At 63.6% G+C, this 25,283-nt stretch carries 20 protein-coding genes and 1 pseudogene; 17 read left to right on the top strand and 4 right to left on the bottom strand.

The window, feature by feature from the left end; translation table 11 throughout:
* The 4 genes from Q0Y09_RS03450 to Q0Y09_RS03435 all read left to right on the top strand — a co-directional run.
* Positions 1-958, top strand: a 958-nt coding sequence (locus Q0Y09_RS03450; protein WP_297717654.1) for an ABC transporter substrate-binding protein, incomplete at its 5' end; no start/stop codon positions are given.
* Positions 959-1,108: 150 nt separating this feature from the next.
* Positions 1,109-2,086, top strand: coding sequence for an ABC transporter ATP-binding protein (locus Q0Y09_RS03445; protein ID WP_297717651.1), 978 nt, complete (start codon positions 1,109-1,111; stop codon positions 2,084-2,086).
* Positions 2,083-3,660, top strand: a complete 1,578-nt coding sequence (locus Q0Y09_RS03440) for an oligopeptide/dipeptide ABC transporter ATP-binding protein (protein ID WP_297717649.1) — start codon at positions 2,083-2,085, stop codon at positions 3,658-3,660. Before Q0Y09_RS03445 ends, Q0Y09_RS03440 begins: the two co-directional genes overlap by 4 nt.
* A 75-nt stretch (positions 3,661-3,735) precedes the next feature.
* Positions 3,736-5,364 (top strand): gamma-glutamyltransferase family protein, encoded by a 1,629-nt coding sequence (locus tag Q0Y09_RS03435; protein WP_297717647.1) that lies wholly within the window; start codon positions 3,736-3,738, stop codon positions 5,362-5,364.
* Between the two features lie 269 nt (positions 5,365-5,633).
* Here Q0Y09_RS03435 and Q0Y09_RS03430 read toward each other — a convergent pair whose 3' ends face one another.
* The 4 genes from Q0Y09_RS03430 to Q0Y09_RS03415 form a co-directional block, all read right to left on the bottom strand.
* Positions 5,634-6,788 (bottom strand): hypothetical protein, encoded by a 1,155-nt coding sequence (locus Q0Y09_RS03430; protein ID WP_297717644.1) that lies wholly within the window; start codon positions 6,786-6,788, stop codon positions 5,634-5,636.
* A 55-nt stretch (positions 6,789-6,843) separates the two neighbouring features.
* Positions 6,844-7,944, bottom strand: a complete 1,101-nt coding sequence (locus Q0Y09_RS03425; RefSeq protein WP_297717641.1) for an NAD/NADP-dependent octopine/nopaline dehydrogenase family protein — start codon at positions 7,942-7,944, stop codon at positions 6,844-6,846.
* Between the two features lie 166 nt (positions 7,945-8,110).
* Positions 8,111-9,247: a sugar diacid recognition domain-containing protein gene (locus Q0Y09_RS03420; protein WP_297717638.1), complete on the bottom strand. Its 1,137-nt coding sequence runs from the start codon at positions 9,245-9,247 to the stop codon at positions 8,111-8,113.
* A gap of 144 nt (positions 9,248-9,391) precedes the next feature.
* Positions 9,392-9,781: a hypothetical protein gene (locus Q0Y09_RS03415; RefSeq protein WP_297717635.1), complete on the bottom strand. Its 390-nt coding sequence runs from the start codon at positions 9,779-9,781 to the stop codon at positions 9,392-9,394.
* 574 nt (positions 9,782-10,355) lie between these two features.
* Here Q0Y09_RS03415 and Q0Y09_RS03410 point away from each other — a divergent pair.
* The 13 genes and pseudogenes from Q0Y09_RS03410 to Q0Y09_RS03350 form a co-directional block, all read left to right on the top strand.
* Positions 10,356-11,138, top strand: a complete 783-nt coding sequence (locus Q0Y09_RS03410; RefSeq protein ID WP_297717659.1) for an enoyl-CoA hydratase-related protein — start codon at positions 10,356-10,358, stop codon at positions 11,136-11,138.
* Positions 11,139-11,191: 53 nt separating this feature from the next.
* The gene (locus Q0Y09_RS03405; protein ID WP_297717632.1) at positions 11,192-12,508 is read left to right on the top strand and encodes a GntP family permease; all 1,317 of its coding nucleotides are present in this window, start codon (positions 11,192-11,194) and stop codon (positions 12,506-12,508) included.
* A gap of 101 nt (positions 12,509-12,609) precedes the next feature.
* Positions 12,610-13,848 carry a CoA transferase gene (locus Q0Y09_RS03400; RefSeq protein ID WP_297717628.1) on the top strand — a complete coding sequence of 413 codons (1,239 nt, stop codon included), beginning with the start codon at positions 12,610-12,612 and terminating at the stop codon, positions 13,846-13,848.
* 21 nt (positions 13,849-13,869) lie between these two features.
* Positions 13,870-15,009: an acyl-CoA dehydrogenase family protein gene (locus Q0Y09_RS03395; RefSeq protein ID WP_297717625.1), complete on the top strand. Its 1,140-nt coding sequence runs from the start codon at positions 13,870-13,872 to the stop codon at positions 15,007-15,009.
* A gap of 136 nt (positions 15,010-15,145) precedes the next feature.
* The gene (locus tag Q0Y09_RS03390) at positions 15,146-16,573 is read left to right on the top strand and encodes a sigma 54-interacting transcriptional regulator (protein ID WP_297717622.1); all 1,428 of its coding nucleotides are present in this window, start codon (positions 15,146-15,148) and stop codon (positions 16,571-16,573) included.
* 77 nt (positions 16,574-16,650) lie between these two features.
* Positions 16,651-17,166 (top strand): deaminase, encoded by a 516-nt coding sequence (locus tag Q0Y09_RS03385; RefSeq protein WP_297717618.1) that lies wholly within the window; start codon positions 16,651-16,653, stop codon positions 17,164-17,166.
* Positions 17,167-17,517: 351 nt separating this feature from the next.
* Complete coding sequence (gene rny, locus Q0Y09_RS03380; RefSeq protein ID WP_297717615.1) at positions 17,518-19,053, top strand: ribonuclease Y; 1,536 nt, start codon at positions 17,518-17,520, stop codon at positions 19,051-19,053.
* Positions 19,054-19,225: 172 nt separating this feature from the next.
* On the top strand, positions 19,226-20,014 hold the full coding sequence (locus Q0Y09_RS03375) for a DUF4358 domain-containing protein (RefSeq protein WP_297717611.1): 789 nt from the start codon (positions 19,226-19,228) through the stop codon (positions 20,012-20,014).
* Between the two features lie 180 nt (positions 20,015-20,194).
* Positions 20,195-20,986 carry a TIGR00282 family metallophosphoesterase gene (locus tag Q0Y09_RS03370; protein ID WP_297717609.1) on the top strand — a complete coding sequence of 264 codons (792 nt, stop codon included), beginning with the start codon at positions 20,195-20,197 and terminating at the stop codon, positions 20,984-20,986.
* Between the two features lie 17 nt (positions 20,987-21,003).
* A complete protein-coding gene (locus Q0Y09_RS03365; protein ID WP_297717606.1) occupies positions 21,004-22,104 on the top strand; it encodes a DNA repair exonuclease in 1,101 nt (366 codons plus the stop codon).
* Positions 22,101-24,326, top strand: a complete 2,226-nt coding sequence (locus Q0Y09_RS03360) for an ATP-binding protein (protein WP_297717604.1) — start codon at positions 22,101-22,103, stop codon at positions 24,324-24,326. The genes Q0Y09_RS03365 and Q0Y09_RS03360 overlap by 4 nt, the downstream gene beginning before the upstream one ends.
* Before the next feature lie 83 nt (positions 24,327-24,409).
* On the top strand, positions 24,410-25,039 hold the full coding sequence (gene lepB / locus Q0Y09_RS03355; RefSeq protein WP_317380341.1) for a signal peptidase I: 630 nt from the start codon (positions 24,410-24,412) through the stop codon (positions 25,037-25,039).
* Positions 25,040-25,097: 58 nt separating this feature from the next.
* Positions 25,098-25,283 (top strand): annotated as a pseudogene (locus Q0Y09_RS03350) (hypothetical protein); the annotation flags it as partial.

The following is a 25,283-nucleotide window of genomic DNA, read 5'->3' as shown; positions in this document are numbered from 1 at the left end:
CGGCTCCAACGTGGTCCTCACCCGGAACGACGAATACTGGGGCGAGGCGCCCGCCATCAAGGACGTGACCATGACCATCATCGCCGATGAGTCCACCGCCGTGTCCCGGATGGAGACCGGCGAGGCCGACTTCATGCCCAAGATCAGCGTGGAGCAGATTTCCCGAGTAGAAAACAATTCCTCCGTCACCGTGGCCACTTCCGAGGCTGCCGTGATCTACTACATGATGATGCGCGCCAATTCCTCCGTCAACCCCATCATGGCCGAGAAGGACTTCCGCGTCGCCCTGGCCAAAGCCATCGACAAGGAGGGCTATGTGGAGTACATGATGCAGGGCTATGCCGAGGTGGCCAACTCTGTCATCGGTCCCAAGGTCTTCGGCTATGAGCCCTCCGCCGAGGAGCACAACATCGCCTACGATCCCGAGGGGGCCAAGGCCATTCTGGACGCTCACCCCGGCTGGGCCGATGAGAAGATCACCTTCCTGGTGCCCACCACCCCCATTTACCTCCAGATGGGCGAGTACTTCCAGTCCAATCTGACCCAGGCCGGCTTCAACAACGTACAGATTGAGAACATGGACTGGTCTGCCTGGCTCACCGAGAGCAAGGTGGACAACCGCTTCGACATCAGCCTGGCCTCCTGGTCCAACGTGACCCGTGACGGCACCGAGCTCATGGAGCCCAACTTCCACTCCGTGAACGGTCTGCGCCGGGTGCGCCTGGATGACGCCGACTGGGCCCAGGTGGACGCCGCCATCGACGCCAGTAAGACCACCGCCGACGCCGCCGTGCGTACCGAGAACCTGCTGGCGTGCAACGCGGTGCTCCAGGACGGGGCCTACGTTCAGCCCGTCTACAACTCCACCAACCTCTTCTGTTTCAGCAACCAGTACACCAACGTCACCATAGACGCCGGCAGCGCCTTCTACATCAAGGACTTTCAGCTGGCCGGCTGACCCAGGCGCGCGTATCCGGCTCCCGGCGGGCGGCTGCTCCGTCCGCCGGGCCGACCGGCATTCAGGACACAAACATTTGTGTCCTGAGGTCTGTTCTCCGCTTGTCGGAGACCGGACCTCAGGATACAGCTGAAGGAGGCAACATTCCGTATGGGAAAAGTGCTTGAGGTGAAGGATCTGGTCACCACCTTCCGGATCGGGAAAAAAGAATATGAGGTCCTTCGGGGCATCTCCTTCGACATCAATGAGAATGAGACGGTGTGCATGGTGGGCGAGTCGGGCTGCGGCAAGAGCGTCACCACCCTGTCCATCATGGACCTGCTGCCCAACAACGGCCGGGTGGTCTCCGGCAGCATCAAGCTGGGCGGTCAGGAGCTCACCACCCTCTCCTCCAGGGAGCGCAATGAGCTCCGGGGCAAAAAGATGGGCATGATCTTCCAGGAGCCCATGACCGCCCTCAACCCCCTGCTCACCATTGGCCGTCAGCTCACCGAGGGCCTGCGCCTCCACAAGGGGCTGAGCAAGGAGGAGGCTTGGAAGGTGGCCGTCACCTATCTGGAGAAGGTGGGCATCGCCAATCCGGAGGCCCGGATGAAGCAGTACCCCTTCCAGCTCTCCGGCGGCCTGCGCCAGCGCATCATGATCGCCATGGTCATGGCGGTGGAACCCAGCCTTCTCATCGCCGACGAGCCCACCACCGCCCTGGACGTGACCATCCAGAAGCAGGTGCTGGTGCTGCTCAACAAGCTCAAGAAGGATGTGAGCACCGGCGTTTTGTTCATCACCCACGACCTGGGCGTGGTGGCCGAGATCGCCGACCGGGTCATCATCCTCTATTCCGGGCGGAAGGTGGAGGAGGGCAGCATCGAGGCCATCTTCTCCAAGCCCCTCCACCCGTATACCGTGGGCCTCATGAAGGCGGTGCCCAACGTGGACGAGGATGACTTTGACATCCAGCCCATCCCCGGCACCTTCCCCAACATCACCGAGGACATCGGCGGCTGCCGGTTCCACCCCCGGTGCCCCTATGCCACCGAGCGGTGCCGGACGGAGGTCCCCGCAGAGCTGGAGATCGAGCCCGGGCATACGGTTTGCTGCCACAAAGTGGAGGAGGAGCACAGGAAATGAGTGACGAGAGAAAGGTGCTTCTGGAACTCAAGAAGCTGAAAAAATACTTCCCCGTCCGCCGGGGCGTGAGCGTCAAGGCTCTGGAGGATGTGTCCTTTTCCATCTATGAGGGCGAGAAGTTCGGCGTGGTGGGCGAGTCGGGCTGCGGCAAGTCCACGTTGGGCCGGGTCATCCTCCAGCTCTACCCCCAGACCAGCGGGGCCTGCATCTACCATGGCCGCACCCTGGACGAGATGTGCCCCAAGTATCTGGCCAAGGAGATCGCCAAGCTCCCCGAGTACCAGAAGAAGGCGGGGGAGTTCTATCAGAAGTCCCTGGAGGTGGACAAGAAGGCGGAGGTCCTGAAAAAGGAGATCGACGCCCTCTCCGCCCTGGGCACCGCCAAGGAGGTCAAAAAGGAGGCCGCCCTCCAGAAAAAGCTCAGCACCCTGGAGTTCAAGTCCAAGGAGCTGAAAAAGGACGCCTCCCGGCAGCTCCGTGAGGGCTCCCGCACCGTGGGCTCCCTGATCCTGTGCAAGGATCTGCCCGCCGTTCAGGCCCTCTTTGACAAGGCCCAGAAGGAGACCGCCGCCGCCTCTGATTCCATCAAAAAGTTCCGGGACCTGGAGAAGCAGTACGAGGAGGGCAGGGTGGCCGGCAAGGCCGACGCCGCCCTCAAGGAGAAGATGGAGGCCGCCCGCAAGGAGGCCCAGGGCCATGTGGAGGCAGCCAAGGGCTTCCGGGTCAAGGCCTGGCAGGACTACCACGGGAAGGATATCCTGCCCATCACCGAGCGCACCCTGGACCCCGCCTACCAGGCCAAGCTGGACGGCAACTACGAGACCGGCATCAACCTGGGCAAGCTCACCAAGGAAGAGATGCGGGACATGCGCCGGGAGATGCAGATGATCTTCCAGGACCCCGCCGCCAGCCTGGACCCCCGGCAGTCCATCGGCAAGTCCATTGAAGAGGTCTACGTCATCAACACCGACTACCCCGCCGACGTGCGGAAGGAAAAGACCATGGAGCTGCTGGAAAAGGTGGGTCTGAAGCGGGAGCACTACTACTCCTATCCACACGCCCTCTCCGGCGGCCAGAAGCAGCGGGTGGGCATCGCACGGGCCATCGCCCTGGACACCAGATTCGTGGTGCTGGACGAGTCGGTCTCCGCCCTGGACGTCTCCGTCCAGGCCCAGATCCTCCAGCTCCTGGGCGCGCTCAGCGAGGAAAAGCACCTCACCTACTTCTTCATCACCCACGACCTGGGTGTGGTCAAGCACTTCTGTGACCGCATCGTGGTCATGTACCTGGGCAACGTCTGCGAGCTGGCCGAGAGCAAGGAGCTCTTCCACAATCCCCTTCACCCCTATACCGACTCCCTGCTCTCCGCTGTCCCCCGGCTGAAGATCGGCCAGGAGCACTCCACCGAGTCGGTGCTGGAGGGCGATGTGCCCAGCGCCATGAATCCCCCCAAGGGCTGCCCCTTCCACACCCGTTGCTCCAAGTGCATGGAGATCTGCACCAAGGAAAAGCCCCCCATCGTGGAAAAGGAGCCCGGCCACTTTGTGGCCTGCCACCTCTACGACAAGAAATAAGGACCATTTTCATTTCCTGGGGCGACCTCGCCCCAGGAAATGGTATATTATCACAAAATATAAGGAGGCTGTCTCATGGATACGCCCTTCGATCCCGTCTACCAGCCCTATCCCTCCCAACGCTACCCCCTTTATGCCCGGGGCGGCATGGTGAACTGTTCCAGTCCCCAGGCCGCCGCCGCCGGACTGGAGGCCCTCCAGAAGGGGGGCAACGCCATGGATGCCGCTGTGGCTGCCGCCGCCGCCCTCACCGTGGTGGAGCCCTCCGCTAACGGCATCGGCTCCGACGCCTTTGCCCTGGTGTGGTCGGCCAAGGACCAGAAGCTCTACGGCCTCAACGCCAGCGGCCCTGCCCCCATGGCGGCCTCCATCGAGAGGATCCTGGCCGACGGCAGCGACGAGCAGGGCAAGATGCCCACCTACGGTTGGACGCCGGTCACGGTGCCCGGCGCCCCCAAAGCCTGGGCCGAGCTGACGGGCCGCTTCGGTCGGCGGACCCTGGCCGAAAATGTGGCCCCCGCCGTCCGCTATGCCCGGGAGGGCTACCCCTGCGCCCCCAACCTGGCCGTCATGTGGCAGCGGGCCTATGAGAAGTTCCGTGAGACCTGCACCGGTCCCGTCTTTGACGAGTGGTATAAGACCTTCACCCCCGAGGGCAGGCCCTACGAGGCGGGAGACCTGATCCGCCTGCCCAACCACGCCGACACGCTGGAGGCCATCGGCGCGACCAATGCCGCCGCCTTCTACACCGGGGAGATCGCCAAAAAGATCGACGCCGACAGCAGGCGCTTCGGCGGCTACCTGCGGTATGAGGACCTGGCCGCCTATGAGGCCAGATGGGTGGAGCCCATCATGGTGGACTACCGGGGCTACCAGGTCTGCGAGATCCCCCCCAATGGCCAGGGCATCGTGGCCCTCATGGCCCTCAACATCCTCAAGGAGTTCGACTTCCCCGAGAAGGAGAGCCCCCTTACCTACCACCGGCAGCTGGAGGCCATGAAGATGGCCTTTGCCGACGCCTTCCACTATGTCACCGACCCCGACCACATGGAGCTGGACTACCACCGGCTGCTGGACCCCGCCTACGGCGCCCAGCGCGCCGCCGAGATGGGGGAGACCGCCCGGGTCTACACCCATGCCATCCCCCCCAAGAGCGGCACCGTCTATCTCTGCTGCGCCGACGGGGAGGGCAACATGGTCTCCTTTATCCAGTCCAACTATATGGGCTTCGGCTCCGGCGTGGTGGTCACGGGCACCGGCGTCTCCCTCCAGAACCGGGGACACGACTTCTCCCTGGACGAGAAGGACGCCAACGCCCTCCAGCCCGGCAAGCGCAGCTATCACACCATCATCCCCGGATTCCTCCTGAAGGATGGCAAAGCTGTGGGCCCCTTCGGCGTCATGGGCGGCTACATGCAGCCCCAGGGTCACGTTCAGGTGGTCATGAACTATGTGGACTTCCACCTGGACCCCCAGCAGGCCCTGGACGCCCCCCGCTGGCAGTGGATGCGGGACAATACCGTCACCGTGGAGACCCGCTTCTCCATGGAGATGGCCCGGAAGCTCCAGCGCATGGGCCACAGCATCCGCCCCGAGCTCTCCACCCCCAGCTTTGGCCGGGGACAGATGATCGTCCGGCTGGACAACGGCGTGCTGGTGGGCGGCACCGAGTCCCGCACCGACAGCAACATCGCCTGCTATTAAAACGCATAAAAAATGGCCTGCACCAAAGGGTGCAGGCCATTTTTGCTATGCTTTTGCAGAGCAAATTGGCCATGTGCCGCTTTCAGCGGCACGGCCATGCAATCAAAGCGCATGGGCCGGGATGGCCCATATGCGCATAAACTTCATGCGCCACAAGCCTTTCCCCGTTTTCATGGTGCGTGCTTGGCGCATGAAGTTTTATGCTTTGGGACTGCGTTGTCCCGGCAGAAGGGCTGGGCTGCGCCGCCGCATCCTTCCGGGGAACGACGTCAGCCGGCGTCAGAGTCTGCAGGGGTCGGAGCCGCTCTGTGCCCGCGCGCCGCTGCGATGGAGCGGACGATCATGCAGACGAAGATGGCAAGACCGACGTAGCTTACCAGGGGATAGATGGTGTTGACCAGCCGGTCCAGGGGGATCAGGGAGCCCACTGTGATGCCGACCACCGTCATGAGGATGACGACGATGCGCTGCCGCCAGGTTCCGTCCTTGCCGCCGAACCGCCTTCCGCCTACCCACAGGTACCCCACGATGGTGGTGAAGATGCCCACGCACACAATGACTGTGTAGGGGAGGGTCAGGATGGGCATAGAGTTTTCGATAGCGGCCAGCATGGGGATCATGGCCCCCTTCTGAGCAATGTAGTCCAGGTTGAGCAGCATGGTGAAGAGGACCATAATCACGCCCAGTGTGAAAAAGATACCAGAGCAGATCCCGCCGGCCAGACACTCCTCCTTGCTTTTGCAGGTCTCGCCCAGGGAAACATTGAAGGTGACGGCCAGGGCCAGACCCATGCCGACGAAGGAGAGGGTGGTCAGGATGGGGTTGTCGATACCGAAGACGGAGATTCGGAGGAAGATCCCCTCGCTGACATAGGTCTCCAGGTTTTTCTGGGCCTCCAGGATGCCGGTATCTGCGGTGGCGATGGTGTAGGCCCCTGCGACCGCCATGACCAGGATGATTAGCACGCCGCAGGACCCCAGGACTGTGGATACCTTCTCCAGACCCAGGCAGACGACCACGGCGGAGAGCACGCCGATCACCATGGAGCCGACCCAGACGGGGGTGCCCAAATACTGGTGGATGGTGGCGCCGCAGCCTGCGAACATAATCAGAATGGAGGCGCCGATCAACAGATTGGTAAAGAGGTTGATGAGCTTGCCGGCCACCCTGCCGCAGTAGTATTCATAGGCGTCGTTGGGGTCGTCAAAGCGGCAGAGGTAGCCCGTCCGGTAGCTGAGGACACAGTAGATGGTGACGAAGATCAGCACGATGACGGGCAGAACAAAGGGGTAGATCCCGCCGAAGGTCCCCAGATACTGCATGGTCTCCTGCCCGGACGCGAAGCCGGAACCGATCTGATAGGCCGTAAATGCTCCGCCCAGCCGGAGCACCGATTTCCAATTTACCCGTGTGGTATGTTTCATAGACGTCCACCCCTATCCATTCCAGATGTTCTGCGGCCCGTGCACGTGGGGTCGGTCACTTTTTACCCGTGTTGACGTAGGAGAGAAGGGCGTCCCTGTCCATGCCGGCGAGACCCAGGTCCTCGGCGCTGCACCCCTCTTTTCTCCAGTCCTTCCCGTGCACCACATTGATGATGTCAATAAAGCCGTTGGTGAGGGGCATGGGGACGCCGACCAGCTCGGCGATGGCGGCCCAGGGCACCAGGCCGAAGGGGATATCCTCGGTGAGATAGCGGCTCTGGATGTCGTTGGGGCCGCAGATGGGGGTCAGGCCGATGCTGCCGTGACCGGCGGCGTACAGGTCCTCCCAGGTCCAGACGTAGTCCTCGGATTTCCCGCTGAAGTCCTCCATGGGGCGCAGATTGTAGCCCAGGGCGTTGCCCACGGCCTTGCGCTCCTTGTCCATGGCCAGGTTCAGCTTGCAGGCCGACGGGGTCCAGCCGTGCTCGTAGAGGAAGAAGTTCACATGGGGGCTTTCGATGTTGCTGATGTTGAACAGTACCGGGCCGGCGTGCCAGTCCGGGTTGACGATGGCCAGGCCACACTCCAGAACGTCGTGGTAGACCTTCACGAAGGGGAAGAGGTCCTCTCTCATCTCATCAATGAGGGCGGGGCCCCGGTCGGCGGGGAGGAAGGCGATGTTGATGGGGTTTCGTCCGAAGACGTTGACGATGCCGGAACCGGGTGCGGTCAGGCGGGCGTCATAGGGGAGATTGTTGGCGTCGGCGAAGACCGGGCAGTCGGGACCGTCGCCGAAAGCCTTTTTCAGCCGCAGAGCGGAGAAGGCGCCGGGGAAGGTGACCACGATCTGCTCTGCGGTTAGGTGTCCCTTGAGAAGCTGGGCATAGCCCTCATGGGCGAAGGCGGGGGCCACGATACAGACGTACCGGCAGCCCTCCACGGCCTGGACGATGTCATCTGTGACCAGATTCAGCTTGGCAACGCCGCTGAAAACGCCTTTTGCGGTGATGGTACCGGTCTCAAAGACCTTGCGCATGTTGTCCTTAAACTGAGGCATCTCGTACAGATTGACGGTGTGGCCGCGCAGAGTAAACTCGGCCGCCATGGCGTGGGCGCCATTGCCGCCGCCCAGAATCGCGATTTTTTTCGATGACATATTTCGTTCCTCCCTTTAATATTTGTGCAAAACATCCAGATAACCTTGCTTTCTGAGAAGAGTTTAACACAATATAATCAAACCTGTCTTCGGGAGGAACGAGGGAAAAATAAAGATGATTTTTGGGATTTCTCCTATGAATCGTAGGAGAAATGCCGCGCTGAACTCAGGACAGGCGCTCTCTCAGCAGCAGGAGATAGAGGGCGAGAACGCTGTCCGGGTCATACAGATCCAGGCCGTAAAGGGTGCGGAACCTCTGGAAACGGTAGGCCAGCGTGCTTTTGTGGATGTGGAGCGTCTGGGCGGTCAGGGTAAAGTTGAAGCGCAGCAGTACCCAGGCTTCGATCAGCTGGTCGATCTCCGCCCGGTTTTTTGCATCCCAGATCGGCTGGAACCGGCTGCGCCGGGCCGCCTGACAGACCGATTCCGGCAGGCTCACCGCAAGCCTCTCCAGCAGGACCTCCCTGTGAGCCAGGCAGTGGCTGGGGTGCAGGCTGCGGTGCTCCAGGACACGCAGGGCAAACTGGGCATTTTCATAGGAGGTGTGGAGCTCCTCCACGGACTTTGCCGGTTCGCCAATGCCGATTTTGACCGGCTGGTGGTCTGTGGAAAAGGCAGTCTCAAGCTCCAGAAGGCGTTTTTCCAGCGCGTCCTCCATCGAGAGGTCGGACTGGGCAGACAGGGCGGGGATCAGGATGAAAAAGCCTTCGCCATGGGGACAGACGAGATCCTGAGGGGAAGGGAAGGCCCGCTCCAGACGCTCCAGGATCAGCTCGTCGGTGAGCGTCCGCTTTGCGGGGTCGAAGCGCAGAACGACGACGGCCCGGGGGAGGTTCAGATTGATGCCCAGGGCATATGCGCTGCTGCTGACTGTCTCTGGGTCGCTGGTGAGGCGGTTGTAGGAAATGATCTCTCCCAAAAGCCGCTGCCGCTGCCGCTCTTGCTCCGATGTGGACTGCCGCTGCTGCTGAAAGCTGAGAAAGAGCTGGGCCAGCTGCTGGATCAGAAGGGCGTAGCGGGAGATCTCCTCCGGGGCGCCGGTGATCCCGATGGTACCCACCACCTGGGTCCCCATCAGGATGGGAATGGTCACACCCGGGAAGGTTCCGGACAGCCTTTGGGCCTCAGAGTGGCCGTGATACTTCATTTTCCCGCTTTTCAAAACGCTGAGGGAAGCCTCGTGAAGCGAGCCGAGCCTGGTGTTGTCGGCGCTGGCCAGGATAACGCCGCAGTCGTCGGTCAGCAGCACATTGTGACCGATGGTCAGGCTTGCGGAACGGACGAGCTTATCACAAAATTCCATGTTCAAAACTTCGGATATTCCCATCATCATCACCTATACATCATTTATATTCTTTCTTGTGCCGCAGACAGAAAAAGATAAAAAAACTCCGTATATTGAATCGAAAACCGCGTGATCCAATATACGGAGGGTGGGACGGGAGGCTCAGGTCTTTTCGTCGAAGGAGACGCCGCAGTTGCGGCAGGTGATGGAGACCTTTCCCTTGCCCCGGGGGACCCGGAGCTGCTGGCCGCAGTTGGGGCACTTGAAATACCGGTGCTCCTTGTCCCGGTGCATGGCCCGCCGGAGCTTGTACCAGCGGATGGCCGGGCCGGCCAGGGTGAGGAATTTGGCATTTTCCGCCCGGCGGCGGGGATAGTTCCGGGAGAGCGCCCGGAAGAGCACCGCCAGGATACACAGAAAATAGAGGAAGTAGGGGAGGGAGGCGTCCAGAAACAGATTCAGGAAATAGAGGACCAGAGCGACGACGGTGAGAAAGAAATTGAGTTGATCCCAGCCGTACCGGCCATAAAAGAACCGCTGTATGAAGTTCATGGCCGCTGCCCCCTTTCCTGCGGATGCCGACAAGGATTGCGTTTCATACCTTTAATCATAGCGGTAGGATGTGTACTCGTCAAGGAAGCAAATGTAAACAAAACGTGAATTGTACCGTGGACACGCCCAGAGCCGGGGGCGAATGGCCGACAAGCCGATGTGACTACGTTTGGAGACAAAAGAAGGCTTGATGGGCTGCGGGGTGACGCGGCAGTGGGAAAAAAGGAAGGAAAAAACGGAAAAGAAAGTAGAATATTGGAAAAAAGAGAGATAAAAAGAGGAAACAGGTAAGATAACAGAGAAAAATGGCGGAGAAAATGTCTCCAAAGGGAGATGTTTTCTCTGCATGGAGACAGGGGTGCAGGTGAGTTTTCAGAAGAAAAACAAAAAATAGACAAAAAAACGCCGGAAAGATGGAGAAACTTCGCATTTTGTGTGAAAAAGTGAGTTGGCATCGAACTTGCAATAATGCTGGGTGGGCAGTGACCAGGCGGCGTTGCCGGCACGGCGCCACGGGTCAGCCCACTGAGAAACAAAGGAGGTCTTTCTTGTGAGTGAGGGATTCGAGAAGGTAATGTCTGAGGTGGAAAATATTCGCGTTCAGCAGGACGGGAATATCGTTGTTATCACCATGAACCGCCCCAAGGCGCTCAATGCGCTCAATGACCAGACGCTGGGGGAACTTGACCGCGTGTTCACCTGCCTGGAGACGGAGCGGGAGGTTCTGGGCGTTATCATTACCGGAGAGGGCAAGGGCTTTGTGGCCGGCGCCGACATCTCCCAGATGCAGTCCTACGGAAGTGAGGAGGGCCGGAACTACGCCAACCGGGCCCAGACCCTCTTTAATAAGATCGAGGCCCTGGAAAAGCCCGTCATCGCTGCGGTGAACGGCTACGCGCTGGGCGGCGGCTGCGAGCTGGCCATGAGCTGCGACATCCGCATCGCCTCTGAGAAGGCCGTCTTCGGTCAGCCCGAGGCCAACCTGGGCGTTATCCCCTGCTTTGGCGGCACCCAGCGCCTGCCCCGCCTGGTGGGCACCGGTATTGCCAAGGAGCTGATCTACACCGGTCGTCAGGTCAAGGCCGAGGAGGCCAAGGAGATCGGCCTGGTGAACAAGGTGGTCCCCGCCGAGTCTCTGCTGGAGGAGGCCAAGGCCATGCTCGCCCTGATCGCCACCAAGGCCCCCATCGCCATCCGCTATGCCAAGGTGGCCATCAACCGGGGCATGGACGTGGATCTCCGGGCCGGCCTGGAGCTGGAAAAGGATCTGGCCGCCATCACCTTCGGCACCGAGGACAAGCAGGAGGGTATGGACGCCTTCCTCGCCAAGCGTCCCGCGGAGTTCCACAATAAGTGACCCCTTCCCCGCGGGAAGCGGGAGTTGAGAACGCAAGATTGGAGGATTTTTTTGTGACTGCTTTGGGTATCATTGGCCTGATCGTCGCGTTTGCCCTGCTGATGTATATGATCATGAAGGGCTTCAACATCTACCTCACGGTGTTTGTCTGCACCCTGGTGGTGGCGATCACGAGCCAGATGAACGTTTATGAGGCATACAAGGTCCATTTCATGACCGGCTTCACCACCTTCTTTAAGAACAACTATCTGATTTTCCTCACCGGTACCCTGATGGCCAAGGCCATGGACATTACCGGTGCGGCCAAGTCCATCGCCAAGACCATCATCCGGGTCATGGGCACCGAGTGGGCCTTTATCTCCGTGCCGGTGGCCTGCGGCGTGCTGTGCTACGGCGGCGTCTCCGCCTTCGTGTGCTCCTTCGCCGTGTTCCCCATCGCCCTTCAGGTCTTCCGGGCCGCCGACCTGCCCCGCCGCGGCATTCCCGGCGCCCTGTGCTTCGGCTGCTCCACCTTCGCCATGATCGCCCCCGGCGCGGTGCAGATCCACAACAACGTGCCCTCCACCGAGCTGGGCACCTCTTACATGGCCGGCGCCGTCAACGGCTTCCTCGCCTGCGGCTTTATGCTGGTGGTGGGCATCATCTACCTCCACTTCTGGCTCAATAAGGCCAAGAAGAACGGCGAGCACTTCATTGCCAAGGAGGGTGACGAATTTGGCGACGAGGGCGGCGAGCATCTGCCCAACTTCGTGGTTTCCCTGCTCCCCCTGGTCATCACCATCGTGCTGGTCAATGTGAAGGTGAACGGCGTGGCCATCGCCCCCGTGGAGGTCGGCGTGCTGGCCGGCGCGGTGTCCGCTGTGGTCCTGATGATTAAGCACATCGATCCCAAGGAGCTGCCCAAGCACTTTGCCGACGGCGCTGCCATGGCCCTCATTTCCATCACCAACACCTGCGCCGTCAACGGCTTCGGCGGCGTGGCGTCCAACAGCCCCGTCTTCTCCACCATCACGGACGCCATGGTGAACATCCCCGGTCCCAAGCTGCTGGGCCTGGTCATCGGCACCACCGTCATTGCCGGTATCTGCGGCTCTGCCTCCGGCGGCCTGGGCATCGCGGTGCCCATCCTGGGGCCTGTCTACACTCAGCTGGGGATCGCGCCCAGCATCGTCCACCGCGTCATGGCCCTGTCCTCCTCCGCGCTGGACTCTCTGCCCCACAACGGTTACATCGTTACCGTCACCAACGGCCTGTGTCGGGAGACCCACAAGGACTCCTATGGTCTTACCTTCGCACTGACCGTTATCATCCCCTTCGTGGGCTCCCTGGTGGGCGTGGCCCTCTTTACGCTGTTCCCCAACCTGCCGTGATCGCGGCCTGACAACACGAAAGCATTGGAAGCCGGACCCGGGGCGGCGGGCACTCCGCCGCCCACCGGGTCCGTGTGATGATGGAAAGGAGTTTCTGACCTATGTTTAAGCCTCTGGAGGGCGTGAAAGTCATTGACCTCACCTATTTTGTGGCCGGCCCCGGCGCCGCCCGCATCCTGGCCGACTGGGGCGCCGACGTTATCAAGGTGGAGCCCAGCTTCGGCGATCCTGGCCGCGGCACCGGCGCCACCATGTCCTGCCCCATCGTGAAGGACTGCAACCCCTTCTACACCGCATACAATGCCAACAAGCGGGGCCTCTCCCTCAACCTCAAGAGCGAGGAGGGCAAGGCCGTCCTGGATAAGCTCCTGGAGACAGCCGACGTCTTTGTTTCCAGCTACCGCACCGGCGCCCTCAAGCGCCTGGGCCTGGACTACGGCACCCTGAGCCAGAAGCACCCCCACCTCATCTGGGCCCAGATCAACGGCTTCGGCGATTTTGGCCCCGCCAAGGACAACGCCGGCTTTGATACCGTGGCCTTCTGGGCCCGCTCCGGCGCCATGATCGACATCACAGAGCGGGACACCTCTCCGGTGAACCCCCTCATCGGCTTCGGCGACGCCACCACCTCCTGCTCCCTGTCCGGCGGCATCTGCGCCGCCCTCTACCAGAAGGCGAAGACCGGCAAGGGCTGCAAGGTCATGGTCTCCCTCTTTGCCCAGGCCATCTGGAGCGAGAGCGCCGGCATGGTCTCCACCCAGTACGGCGACGAGTACCCCAAGACCCGTCTGGAGCCCGGCTCCCCCGTCATGGATACCTTCCAGAGCTCCGACAGCAAGTGGTTCTACATGAGCATCCTGGAGCCTGACCGCTACAACAACGCCCTCTTCAAGGAGCTGGGCCGGGAGGATCTGGTGGATCACCCCGACTATTCCACCGCCGCCGCCGCCAAGGCCCACAGCGCCGAGCTGGTGGAGATCCTCAGCGGGGAGTTTGCCAAGCACACCATGGATGAGATCGCCGCCATGTTTGCCCGGGCCGACATCGCCTATGACCGCGTCCAGCACATCAAGGAGGTCCTGGACGATCCCCAGGCCCTGGAGAACATGTACCTTGTCCCCATGGCCAACCGGGACGGTACCGTCACCAAGCAGCCGGCTACCCCCATCCGCTTTGCCACCGCGGAGCCCACCTGCATTGAGGACATCGCCCCCACCATGGACCGGCAGGCTCCCCTGGTGGGCGAGCACTCCGCCGAGATCCTCAAGGAGCACGGGTATTCCGACGAGGAGATCCAGAAGCTCATTGATGACAAGGTGATCTACATCGAGACCCTGTAAGGCTGGAAAGGAGTTTTCACCATGACATTTCATCTGACAGAAGATCAGGCCACCATCCAGCAGTTGGCCCGTGAATTTGCGCGGAGCGAGCTGGCGCCCATCGCGGCGAAGATCGACCAGGAGGAGCGGATCCCCAAGGAGATCATCGAGAAGATGGCGGAGATCGGGTTCACCGCGCTGAACGTGCCCGAAGCCTATGGCGGTCCCGAGCTGGACACCATGTGCAAGGTGCTGGTGGTGTCGGAGCTGGCCCGTGAGTGCGCCAGTACTGCGGAGGTCATCTCCGTCCACACCCTGGTCAACGACATCTTCCTCAAGCACGGCACCGAGGCGCAGAAGGAGAAGTACCTCACCGCCGCCGTGGAGGGCAAGATCGGCGCCTTCGCCCTCACCGAGGCCGGCGCGGGCTCCGACGCCGCCGCCGCCAAGACCAAGGCCGTGGTGGATGGAGACGACTACATCATCAACGGCAGCAAGTGCTTCATCTCCAACATGGGCCCCACAGAGGGCGACTATGTGGTGGTGATCGCCCTCACGGAGCCTGAGAAGGGCACCAAGGGAATGTCCGCCATCGTGGTGGACCGGGGGACCCCCGGCTTCACCGTGGGCAAGCGGGAGGAGAAGCTGGGCATCCGCGGCGCCGACATCTCCGAGCTCATCTTTGAGGACTGCCGGGTGCCCCGGAGCAACCTGATCGGCCAGGAGGGCGAGGGCTTCAAGATCGCCATGGCCGCTCTGGACGGCGGCCGGATCGGCATGGCGGCCCAGGGTCTGGGCATCGCCGACGCCGCCATCGAAGCCTCCGTCAAGTACATGAAGGAGCGGGTGCAGTTCGGCAAGCCCATCGCCAAGCTCCAGGGCCTGCAGTGGTATCTGGCCGACATGGGCACCCGGACCGAGGCCGCCCGCGCCCTGGTGTACGAGGCCGCCTGCGCCGCCGACAGCGGGGAGCCCCTCTCCAAGCTGGCCGCCATGTGCAAGTACTACGCCTCTGAGAACGCCGTCTGGGTGACCAACAAGGCCCTCCAGATCCACGGCGGATACGGCTACATGCGGGACTACCCCATCGAGCGCATGTACCGCGACGCCCGCATCGTTCCCATCTACGAGGGCACCTCCGAGATCCAGAAGGTCGTCATCGCAAGAGAGATGCTCAAATAACTTCTGAAAGTTCCCTCCCTATCCCAACATAAAAGCGGAAACCGTCATTTCGTATGATAATCGAAATGACGGTTTTCCCGCTTTTCGATTTATGGTATGATGGACTGTGAAGAGCGCATGAGAAAGGAGGACGGATATGTCGGAGCAAAGCATCGCGCGCTACAAACACATCTTTGACGAGATCCTTCGGATGACTGACGACGGCTTTATCGTTGTAGACACCAACGGCATCGTGACGGATATCAACGACCAGTACTGTGATTTCCTGGGCAAGCCCAAGGAGGAGATCGTGGGCTATCCCATTCAGAAGACCATCAGCAACTCCAAGATGGTGGATATCGTAAAGCGCCGGTACAGCGAAGAGCTGGCCCTCCATAAGTTCCAGCCCGGAGAGAGCAAGGAGAACGACAACAACTTCCTCCTGGTGAGCCGGTCCTGCGTCTGCGACGACCAGGACCGGGTGGTAGCGGGCGTGGCTCAGGTCAAGTTCCGCCTCCAGACGCTGGATTCGGCCAAGCGGCTGATGAGCGAGTATGCCGAGCTGGAATTTTATAAGGAGGAGTACCACAAGGCCGGCGGCTGCCGGACCAACTTCGACTCCATCGTGGGCAGCACCGAGGCATTTTTGGAGAAAAAGCGCCTGGGGCTCAAGGCGGCCCGCACCGATTTCCCGGTCCTCCTTACCGGCGAGACCGGCACCGGCAAGGAGGTCTTTGCCCGCTCCATCCACAATGCCAGCAGCCGGGCGGACAAGCCTATGGTGAGCATCAACTGCGCCGCCATCCCCAATGAACTGCTGGAATCGGAGCTTTTCGGCTATGTGGACGGGGCCTTCACCGGAGCCCGGAAGGGGGGCAAGCCGGGCAAGTTCCAGCTGGCCAATGGCGGCACCTTGTTTCTCGACGAGATCGGAGACATGCCCCTCAATATGCAGGCCAAGATCCTCCGGGCCCTCCAGGAGCGGGAGGTGGAGCCGGTGGGGGGCTCAGGCCCGGTACAGGTGGATGTGCGGGTGATCTCGGCCACCCGGCGCAACCTGCCCGCCCTCATCGAGGCGGGAGAATTCCGGGAGGACCTCTATTACCGGCTCAACGTCATCAACATCGAGATGCCGCCCCTGCGCTGCCGCCGGGCCGACATCCTGGAGCTGGCCAATTTTTTCCTGGCCCGGCTCAATCAAGAGTTCCAGCGGGCCACCGTCCTCTCCCAGGAGGTCAAGCAGTGTTTCGCCAGCTACCAGTGGCCGGGCAACATCCGGGAGCTGGACAACGTCATCAAGGGGGCCTACGCCACCTGTGACGGATTCACCATCGATATGAGGGATCTGCCGGGCAAAATGTCCCTGGCCAGGGGCACGCCGATGCCGGTGGCGGGCTCCGGCAAGCAGCTTTCTGAGCTGATGAACGACTACGAGCGGGAGATCATCCTGGCCGTCCTCCGGGAAAAGGGAGGAAACTGCCAGCGGGCGGCGGAGGAGCTGGGCATCCACCGCAGCGCCCTCTATAAAAAGCTGGCCAAGCTGGGCATCGACCCCGCCGCCGACTGCCGGTGCCGGAAACGCTGAGACCGGGGACGAAATTCATGCTTGCGCCGGAGACGGCCAGCCTGTATACTGGAGAAAAAACACGGGAGGCGGCGGACATGGCCCGGATCGACAAGGAAAACTACTATTTGGACATTGCGGACACGGTGCTCAAACGCTCCACCTGTCTGCGGCGGTGCTACGGGGCCATCATCGTGAAAAACGACGAGATCCTCTCCACCGGCTACAACGGCGCTCCCCGGGGCCGGAGAAACTGCACCGACCTGGGGCGCTGCACCCGGGAGGAGCTCCGGGTGCCCTCGGGGGAGCGGTATGAGCTGTGCCGCTCCGTCCACGCGGAGGCCAACTGCATCATCTCCGCCCCCCGCAGCGCCACCCTGGGCTCCACCCTGTACCTGGCCGGACGGGACGCCAAAACGGGGGAGCTCCTTCCCGACGCCACCTCCTGCGCCATGTGCCGCCGGCTCATCATCAACGCCGGCATTGAGCGGGTGGTCATCCGCCGCACCCAGGACCAGTATGCCGTGGTCCATGTGGAGGACTGGGTCCGGGAGGACGACAGCCTGCCCGGGCCGGCAGGGGAGCCCGCCGGCGGCTGCGGCTGCTGCGGGTGAAGGAAGCGCGGCAGAAGTTCATTTTTCCATCGGTGACCCGCCCCGGCGCAAAGCGCGCCGGGGCGGGTCTTTTGCACCAAAGGCGGAGGGGAAAGTCTGCGGCCTTTTCAGCATTTCGCCTGCGAATGTTCTTGACAGAAAAGCGGACGGGACTTACAATATAAAAGGACAAAACTGAAGAACTTCAGGGGATGTTTTTCACAAAATCGTGTGGGTGAGCATCACAGTCCGGGGCGTGGTGCTGGTGAGCCCACACGAGTCATTTTGTGTGCCGGAGAAATTCCGCCGCCGGCGGCCGGTCCGACACACGAACCAAATCAAATCAAATTGACGGAGGTGCATACAAAGCATATGGTATACATCCTGATCGGAATTCTGATCGGGCTGATCGTTGCTTTCCCGCTGGGGGTCCTCTACCGCAAAAAGGTTGCGGAAAAGGAGATCGCCAGCGCCGAGGAGGAGGCCAAGCGCATCATCAATGAGTCCATCAAGAGCGCCGAGAGCAAGAAGCGCGAGGCGCTGGTGGAGGCCAAGGAAGAGATCCTGAAAGCCCGAAATGAGTATGAAAAAGAGGTCAAGGAGCGCCGCTCCGACCTCCAGAAGCAGGAGCGCCGCCTTCAGCAGAAGGAGGAGAACCTGGACCGCAAGACCGAGAACATCGAGAAAAAAGAGGAGAGCCTGTCCCGCAAGCTCTCCGAGCTGGAGGAGGCCCGGGAAGAGGTGGCCACCCTCAAGCGCTCTGAGATGGAGGTGCTGGAGCGGATCTCCGGCTTTACCGCCGAGGAGGCCAAGCACTACATCATCTCCCAGCTGGAGCAGGAGGTCACCCACGAGTCGGCCATGAAGATCAAGGAGATCGAGGCCCACTACAAGGAGGAGGCCGACAACATCGCCCGGGAGCTCATCTCCGGGGCCATCCAGCGATGTGCCGCCGACCATGTGGCGGAGGCCACCGTCTCCGTTGTGCCCCTGCCCAACGACGAGATGAAGGGCCGCATCATCGGCCGGGAGGGCCGCAACATCCGCACCCTGGAGACCATGACGGGGGTGGACCTCATCATTGACGATACGCCGGAGGCCATCACCGTCTCCTGCTTCGACCCCGTCCGCCGGGAGATCGCCCGCCTGGCCCTGGAAAAGCTCATCCAGGACGGCCGCATCCACCCCACCCGCATCGAGGAGATGGTGGAGAAGGCCAAGCGGGAGGTGGACGCCACCATCAAGGCCGAGGGCGAACGGGCTGTCTTCGAGACCAATGTCCACGGTCTGCACCCGGAGCTGGTCAAGCTCCTGGGCCGCATGAAGTACCGCACCAGCTACGGCCAGAACGTCCTCAACCACTCCATCGAGGTGGCCCATGTGGCCGGACTGCTGGCCGCCGAGATCGGCGCCAACGTCACCGAGGCCAAGCGGGCCGGCCTGCTCCACGACCTGGGCAAGGCCATCGACCACGAGGTGGAGGGCTCCCACGTCCAGATCGGCGTGGAGCTGGCCCGGAAGTACAAGGAGTCGGAGGCCGTCATCCACGCCATCGAGGCCCACCACAACGACGTGGAGCCCCACACCGTGGTGGCCTGCCTGGTCCAGGCCGCCGACGCCATCTCTGCCGCCCGGCCCGGCGCCCGGCGGGAGAACCTGGAAAACTATATCAAGCGCCTGGAAAAGCTGGAGGAGGTCACCTCCTCCTTCCCCGGGGTGGAGAAGTCCTTCGCCATCCAGGCTGGCCGGGAAGTCCGGGTCATGGTCAAGCCGGAGCAGGTCTCCGAGGACCAGATGGTCCTGCTGGCCCGGGACATCGCCAAAAAGATCGAGGAGGAGCTGGAGTACCCCGGACAGATCAAGGTCCATGTGCTCCGGGAGACCAAGGTCATCGAATACGCGAAATAAGAGCCAAAGCCGCCGTCTTCCTGCAGGGGGACGGCGGCTTTTTCGGGGAAGGCGTCGCTGGTACTCTTTCCCTTTGAAAATTTCGGCCCTGTTTTCTGAAATGGCGGGAACCTTTTTTGACGGACGCCGTCTAAGGGCCTGTATGAACTTTCAGAAAAGGAGCGTACTACCTATGAAACGAATCCTCTCCGCTGCGGCGGCCATGACCCTCACCCTCTCTCTGGGGGCCTCCGCCCTGGCCTATTCCGGCGCCATCACCATCAACGGCACCGCCCTGGACACCGCCGGCATCCCCGACGCCCCCGCCGGCGCGGTCATCCCCCTGCGGGCTGTGGCTGAGGCCGACTATGGCTTTGCCGACTGGTATGCCGACGAGAACCGGTCCTACTTCTCCCTGGACGGCAACAGCATCTATGTGGACTGCGCCACCGGCGCCATCGAGCTCAACGGCGAGGCATTTGCCGACGGGAAGGCCACCTTTGTCCAGGGCACCACCTTCGTGCCCGTCTCCCTGCTGAGCAAGCTGGAGGGCTTCTCCGCCCAGGTGAAGGGCGGCGACGTCACCATCACCACCCCCAACGGGGACAGCCTGGTCCGTCTGGCCCGGAGCATCATCAGCAAGGTGGAGATGGGGGCCTCCATAAAGAAGGACGCCGCCGGCATGGCCGAGACCTACAACATTCCCGCCGACTGCTTTACCGAGGCGGTGGGCTTCTTCCCCATGATGGTCAGCGCCGACACCGTGGTCATCGGCAAGGTGGCCCCCGGCAAGCTGGAGGAGGCCAAGGCCGCCCTGGAGGCCCAGCGGGCCGCCACCCAGCAGAGCTTTGAGCAGTACCTGCCCGGCCCCCTGGAGAACGCCAAGAACGGCAAGGTGGTCACCAGCGGCGACTACATCATGCTCATCATCTCCGGCGACAACGATACCGCCATCCAGATGTTCAAGGACGGCGTGAAGTAAACAGCGCCCCAAAGCCCGCAGCCCCGCCATCCGGCGGGGCTGCGGGCTTTTTCCTGCCTCGGAGGATGGGAAAGAGGGGGCGGCTCCGTTGCCAGGAGAGCGGATTTGGTATATAATGAAAACCTGCGGCCTGCGGGCGGTATCCCCGCCGGCCGCCTCTTTTTGAGGAGGAGAGAAACGATGATCTTAAACCTTCTGGCCATCGGCGACGTGGTGGGAGAGCCCGGCCTGGCCTTTCTGGAAGACAACCTGCCCCGGCTGAAAAAGCGCCACAACGTCCACTTCACCGTGGTCAACGGGGAGAACGCCTCCGGGGTGGGGGTGCTGCCCCGGCAGGCCAAGGCCATCTATGCCGCCGGCGCCGATGTGGTCACCCTGGGCAACCACACCTGGAACCGCATCCAGATCAAGGACCTGCTGGACGAGGTCCCCTGGCTGCTGCGCCCCGCCAACTACACCAACCGGGTCCCTGGCCGGGGCCTGGGGGTCTACGAGGGGCCCCAGGGCCTGCGCATCGCCGTCATGAACCTCATTGGCCGGTGCGAGATGGACCCCAACTTCGACAATCCCTTCACCGTGGCCAGCCGTCTCCTGCGGGACGTGGACGCCGAGATCAAGGTGGTGGATTTCCACGCCGAGGCCACCAGCGAGAAGGGGGCCATGGGCTACTATCTGGACGGGCGGGTCCAGGCGGTGTGGGGGACCCACACCCATGTGCCCACCGCCGATGGCCGGGTGCTCCCCCAGGGCACCGGCTTTCTCACCGACCTGGGCATGACCGGCCCCGCCGACTCGGTGCTGGGCATGAAGAGCAGCCAGGCCATCAACCGCTTTTTGGGCGGGCTCCCCATGCGCTTTGAGCCCGCCGAGGGCCCCTGCAAGCTGGGGGGCGCCCTCTTCGCCATCGACACCGCCACCGGGCGCTGTCAGTCCGTCACCCGGGTGGACATCGAAGAAAACGAGAACTGGTAGAGCGAAAGGAGCGACGCATGCTGCACATCCTCCACGGGGCCGATCTCCATTTGGACGCCCCCTTTACCGGCCTGAGCGCCGAGCAGGCCCGGCAGCGCCGGGACGAGCTCCGGACGCTGCCGGGCCGTCTGGCCGAATTGGCCCGGGACCGGGGGGCCGACCTGGTCCTCCTCTCCGGGGACCTCTTTGACGGGGCCGACCCCTATGCCGAGACCGCCCAGGCCCTCTCCCGTGCCCTGGGACAGACCGGCTGTCCCGTCTTCATCGCCCCCGGCAACCACGACCCCTATGGGCCCCGGTCCCCCTATGCCCTCCTCCACTGGCCGGAGAACGTCCACATCTTTTCCAGGGCGGCCATGGAGGCCATCTCCCTGCCCAAGCTGGGCTGTACGGTCTGGGGGTGCGCCTTCACCGGCGTGAGCCGGGACGACTCCCCCCTGGACGGCTTCTCCGCTCCACGGGACGGGGGTGTCCACATCGGGGCCCTCCACGCCGACGTGGAGGGCCGGGGGCGCTACGCCCCCCTGCCGGAGACCGACATCGCCGCCTCCGGCCTCACCTATCTGGCCCTGGGCCATGTCCACGCCTGCTCCGGCCTCCGGCGGTCCGGGGAGACCGCCTGGGCCTACCCCGGCTGCCCCGAGGGACGGGGCTTTGACGAGTTGGGGGAGAAGGGCTGTCTCTGGGTGACGGTGGACGGCGCGGAGACGGCGGCGGAGTTCCTCCCCCTGGCCAAACGGCGCTACCGGCTGGTGGAGGCCGACCTCTCCGGGGACGAGACCCCCGCCGCCGCCCTGTCCGCCGCCCTTCCCGCCGACGCCGGCGACGATATCCTCCGGGTGGTGCTCACCGGCGAGAGCGGCCTGGAGGGACTGGACACGGAGCCCCTGAGAGCCCTGGCCGAGACCAGATGCTGGAGCGCCCAGGTGCTGGACCGGACCACCGTCCGCCGGGACCTGTGGAGCCGGGCGGAGGAGGACACCCTGACCGGGCTCTTCCTCCGGCAGATGCGGCTGCGGCTGGAGGGCGCGGCGGACGAGAGCGAGCGGGCGCGGCTGGAGGCCGCCGTCCGCTTCGGGCTGGCCGCCCTGGAGCACAGAGAGGAGCCCATGGCATGAGGATCAAAAAGATGACGGCCACCTTCGGCAAGCTGGAGGGGGCCGTGCTGGAGCTGGAAGGAGGGCTCAACGTCCTCCAGGCCCCCAACGAGGGGGGCAAATCCACCTGGTGCGCCTTCCTGCGGGCCATGTTCTACGGCATCCCCACCCGGGAGCGGGACACCAGGACCACCCTGGCCGAGAAGAACCGGTACGCCCCCTGGTCCGGCTCCCCCATGGAGGGGGAAATCCTCCTCACCTGGGAGGGCCGGGACATCCGCATCCGCCGCTTTGCCAAGGGGAGCGTCCCCTTCGGCGGATTTGAGGCGGTGGATGCCGCCACCGGCGAGACCGTCCCCGGTCTCACCGCCGCCAACTGCGGCGAGGTCCTTCTGGGCGTGAGCCGGGAGGTGTGGCAGCGCAGCGCCTTCGTGGGCCAGTCCGGCCTGGGGGTGGACGCCGACCCGGACCTGGAGCGGCGCATCGCCGCCCTGGTCTCCTCCGGGGAGGAGGACGTCTCCTTCTCCGAGACGGAGAAGACGCTCAAGGGCTGGCTCAACCGGCGCAGGCACAACAAGACGGGGCTCATCCCGAAGCTGGAGGAGGAGATCCGCAGCCTGACCGAGGCGCGGAGCGCCGCCGTCCAGAACCAGCGGCAGCTCCGGGAGGCCCAGGCCCAATCCCAGGCCCTGGAGACCCGGAAGGAGGAGCTGGAGCGGGAGCAGACCGCCCAGCGGGAGCGGCGGGACTGGGCGGTGCTAGAGCAGTACGCCGCCGCCGTGAAGGAGCTCCGGGCGGCCCAGGCCGAGCGGGCCGCCCTGGAGGGGGAGGCCCTTCCCGCACGGGAGGAGCTGCGGAAGGCCCAGGGGGATCTGACCTATTACAACACCCTGGCCATGAGCATCAAGGAGGCCGTGGGTCAGCGGGAGCCGGTCCGGGCGGCGGTGGAGACGGCGGAGGCCGCCGCCTCAGACCCGCTGTTTCCCGGCCTGACCCCCAACGAGGCGTGGAAGCAGGCCAGCGGGGACGCCGCAAAGGCCCGGGAGCTGGAGAAGTCCGGCTCCGCCGGCTTCACCGGGGCGGGGGCGGTCTGCCTTCTGGCCGCCGCGGGCTTTGCCGCGGCGGGAGCTCTGCTGGAGACAGTCCCCTTCTTTTTCGCCGCCGGCGGCTTGGCCATAGCCGGAGCCATCTTCCTGCTCGCCGCCCGCCGGACCGCCGCCAGGCGGAAAGCCGAGCGCTCCGCTTTGCTGGAGCGGTACGGCGCACAGTTCCCCGACGACCTTCTGGACCGGGCCAATTCCTTCCGGGAGAAGTGGACGGCGGCGGAGGAGGCCCGGCGCTCCGCCGAGCAGCTGGAGGGCTCCATCCGGGACCTGACCGCCCAGCGGGAGGAGCTGTGGCAGTCCCTGCTGGACTTCGTCCACGGCTTCGCCCCCGAGGTCACCGATGCCTTCGGCGTGTCGGCGGCCCTGTCCCGGGGCCTCTCCCGGGAGGAGCGGCTTTCCACCGCGCGGGTGAAGGAGGAGGGGGCCCGGAAGCTGGTGGATTCCCTCCCCGCCCCCACCGAGGAGAACAACGTCATCCTGGCCCGGCTCCGGCGCACCGGGGAGACCGACTGCCCCCCGCCGCCCCCGGTGGAGCACAGCCCCCAGCAGACCGCCGCCGCCCTCTCGGCGGTGACGGGGGAGCTCCAGCGGGTGCGGGAGGAGCTCTCCCACGCCCAGGGCCGGCGGGCCGCCCTGGGGGACCCGGAGGAGCAGGGCCACCGGCTGGAGGAGCTGCGGGAGGCCCTCTCCCGCAGGCAGCTGGAGTACAGCGCCCTGGAGACCGCCCTGGAGGTCCTCCAGGCGGCCAACGCCAACCTCCAGTCCCGGTTCTCCCCCCAGCTCAACCGGCGGGCGGGGGAGCTCTTCTCCGCCCTCACCGGCGGGCGGTACGAGGAGGTGACCCTTACCAGGGAGCTGGAGGCGTCCGCCCGGGAGACGGGCGGGGTGCTGCCCCGGCGGGCCCTCACCCTGTCCCAGGGGACGGTGGACCAGCTCTATCTGGCGGTGCGTCTGGCGGTGTGCGAGCTGGCCCTGCCGGCGGAGGACCCCGCCCCCCTGGTGCTGGACGACGCCCTCACCGACTTCGACGACCACCGCATGGGCCTGGCCCTGGACTGCCTGAGGGACCTCTCGCAGGAGCGGCAGATCCTCCTCTTCACCTGCCAGAGCCGGGAGCGGGCCTGGCTGGAGGTGTGAGCGCGCCGCCCCCTTTTCCTTGCATTCCCCCCCTGGAAGGGGTATAATGACAGTATTGATTTTGAATTTGGAGTTGATCCCACTTGTCCGAGGAACGGAAGCTGACCCCGGCCCAGGAGGCGGAGGAGACACAGGAGGAGAGCCCCAAGCTCTCCGACAGCGACGCCATGAAGGTGGACATGTATTTCTGGCTCCAGGCCCTGGTGATGGCCCTGGTGGGCCTTATCCTGATCTTTACCTTCATTGGCCGCATCATCGGGGTGGACGGCGAATCCATGATGCCCACCCTCCACAACAAGGACATGCTCCTGCTCCAGTCCATCGGGTACACCCCCGGCCAGGGGGACGTGGTGGTACTGAGCAAGAACACCTTCCACGACGGGGCCCCCATCGTCAAGCGGATCATCGCCGTGGGCGGCCAGACCGTGGACATCGACTACGGCTCCAACACCGTCTATGTGGACGGGGCGGCCCTGGACGAGCCCTATATTCTGGAGCCCATGCGGGAGCTGCCGCCGGAGTACGCCACCCATGTGGAGGTGCCCGAGGGGTCCGTCTTCGTCATGGGCGACAACCGCAATAACTCCACCGACGGACGCGCCCCCAGCATCGGGGTGGTGGACGAGCGGTGCATCCTGGGCCGGGCCCTCTTTGTGCTCCTGCCCTTCCAGGACGCCGGCGCGGTGGAGTCGGTCTCCCAGACCAGGGAGTGAGTCCCGCGCTCCTGCGCCCTTTGCGCGGGGAAAACAGACGCGAACGGGAGGAGAAGACATGAAAAAGCGAATTTTGAGCCTGGCGCTGGCCGGGGCCCTGTGTGTTGGCCTGGCGGCCCCGGCGGGGGCGTCGGCGGTCCAGCACTTTTCGGACGTACCGGCCACCCACTGGGCCTACCAGCAGGTGGAGCGGAGCTACGCCGACGGCGTGATGGAGGGCACCGGCGGCGACCCCGCCAAGGGG

It is taken from the genome of Intestinimonas sp., assembly GCF_026169115.1.
GTDB lineage: Bacteria > Bacillota > Clostridia > Oscillospirales > Oscillospiraceae > Intestinimonas.
Note: the sequence above shows the minus strand (reverse complement) of the source record. Positions and strands in the feature narration are given on the sequence as shown.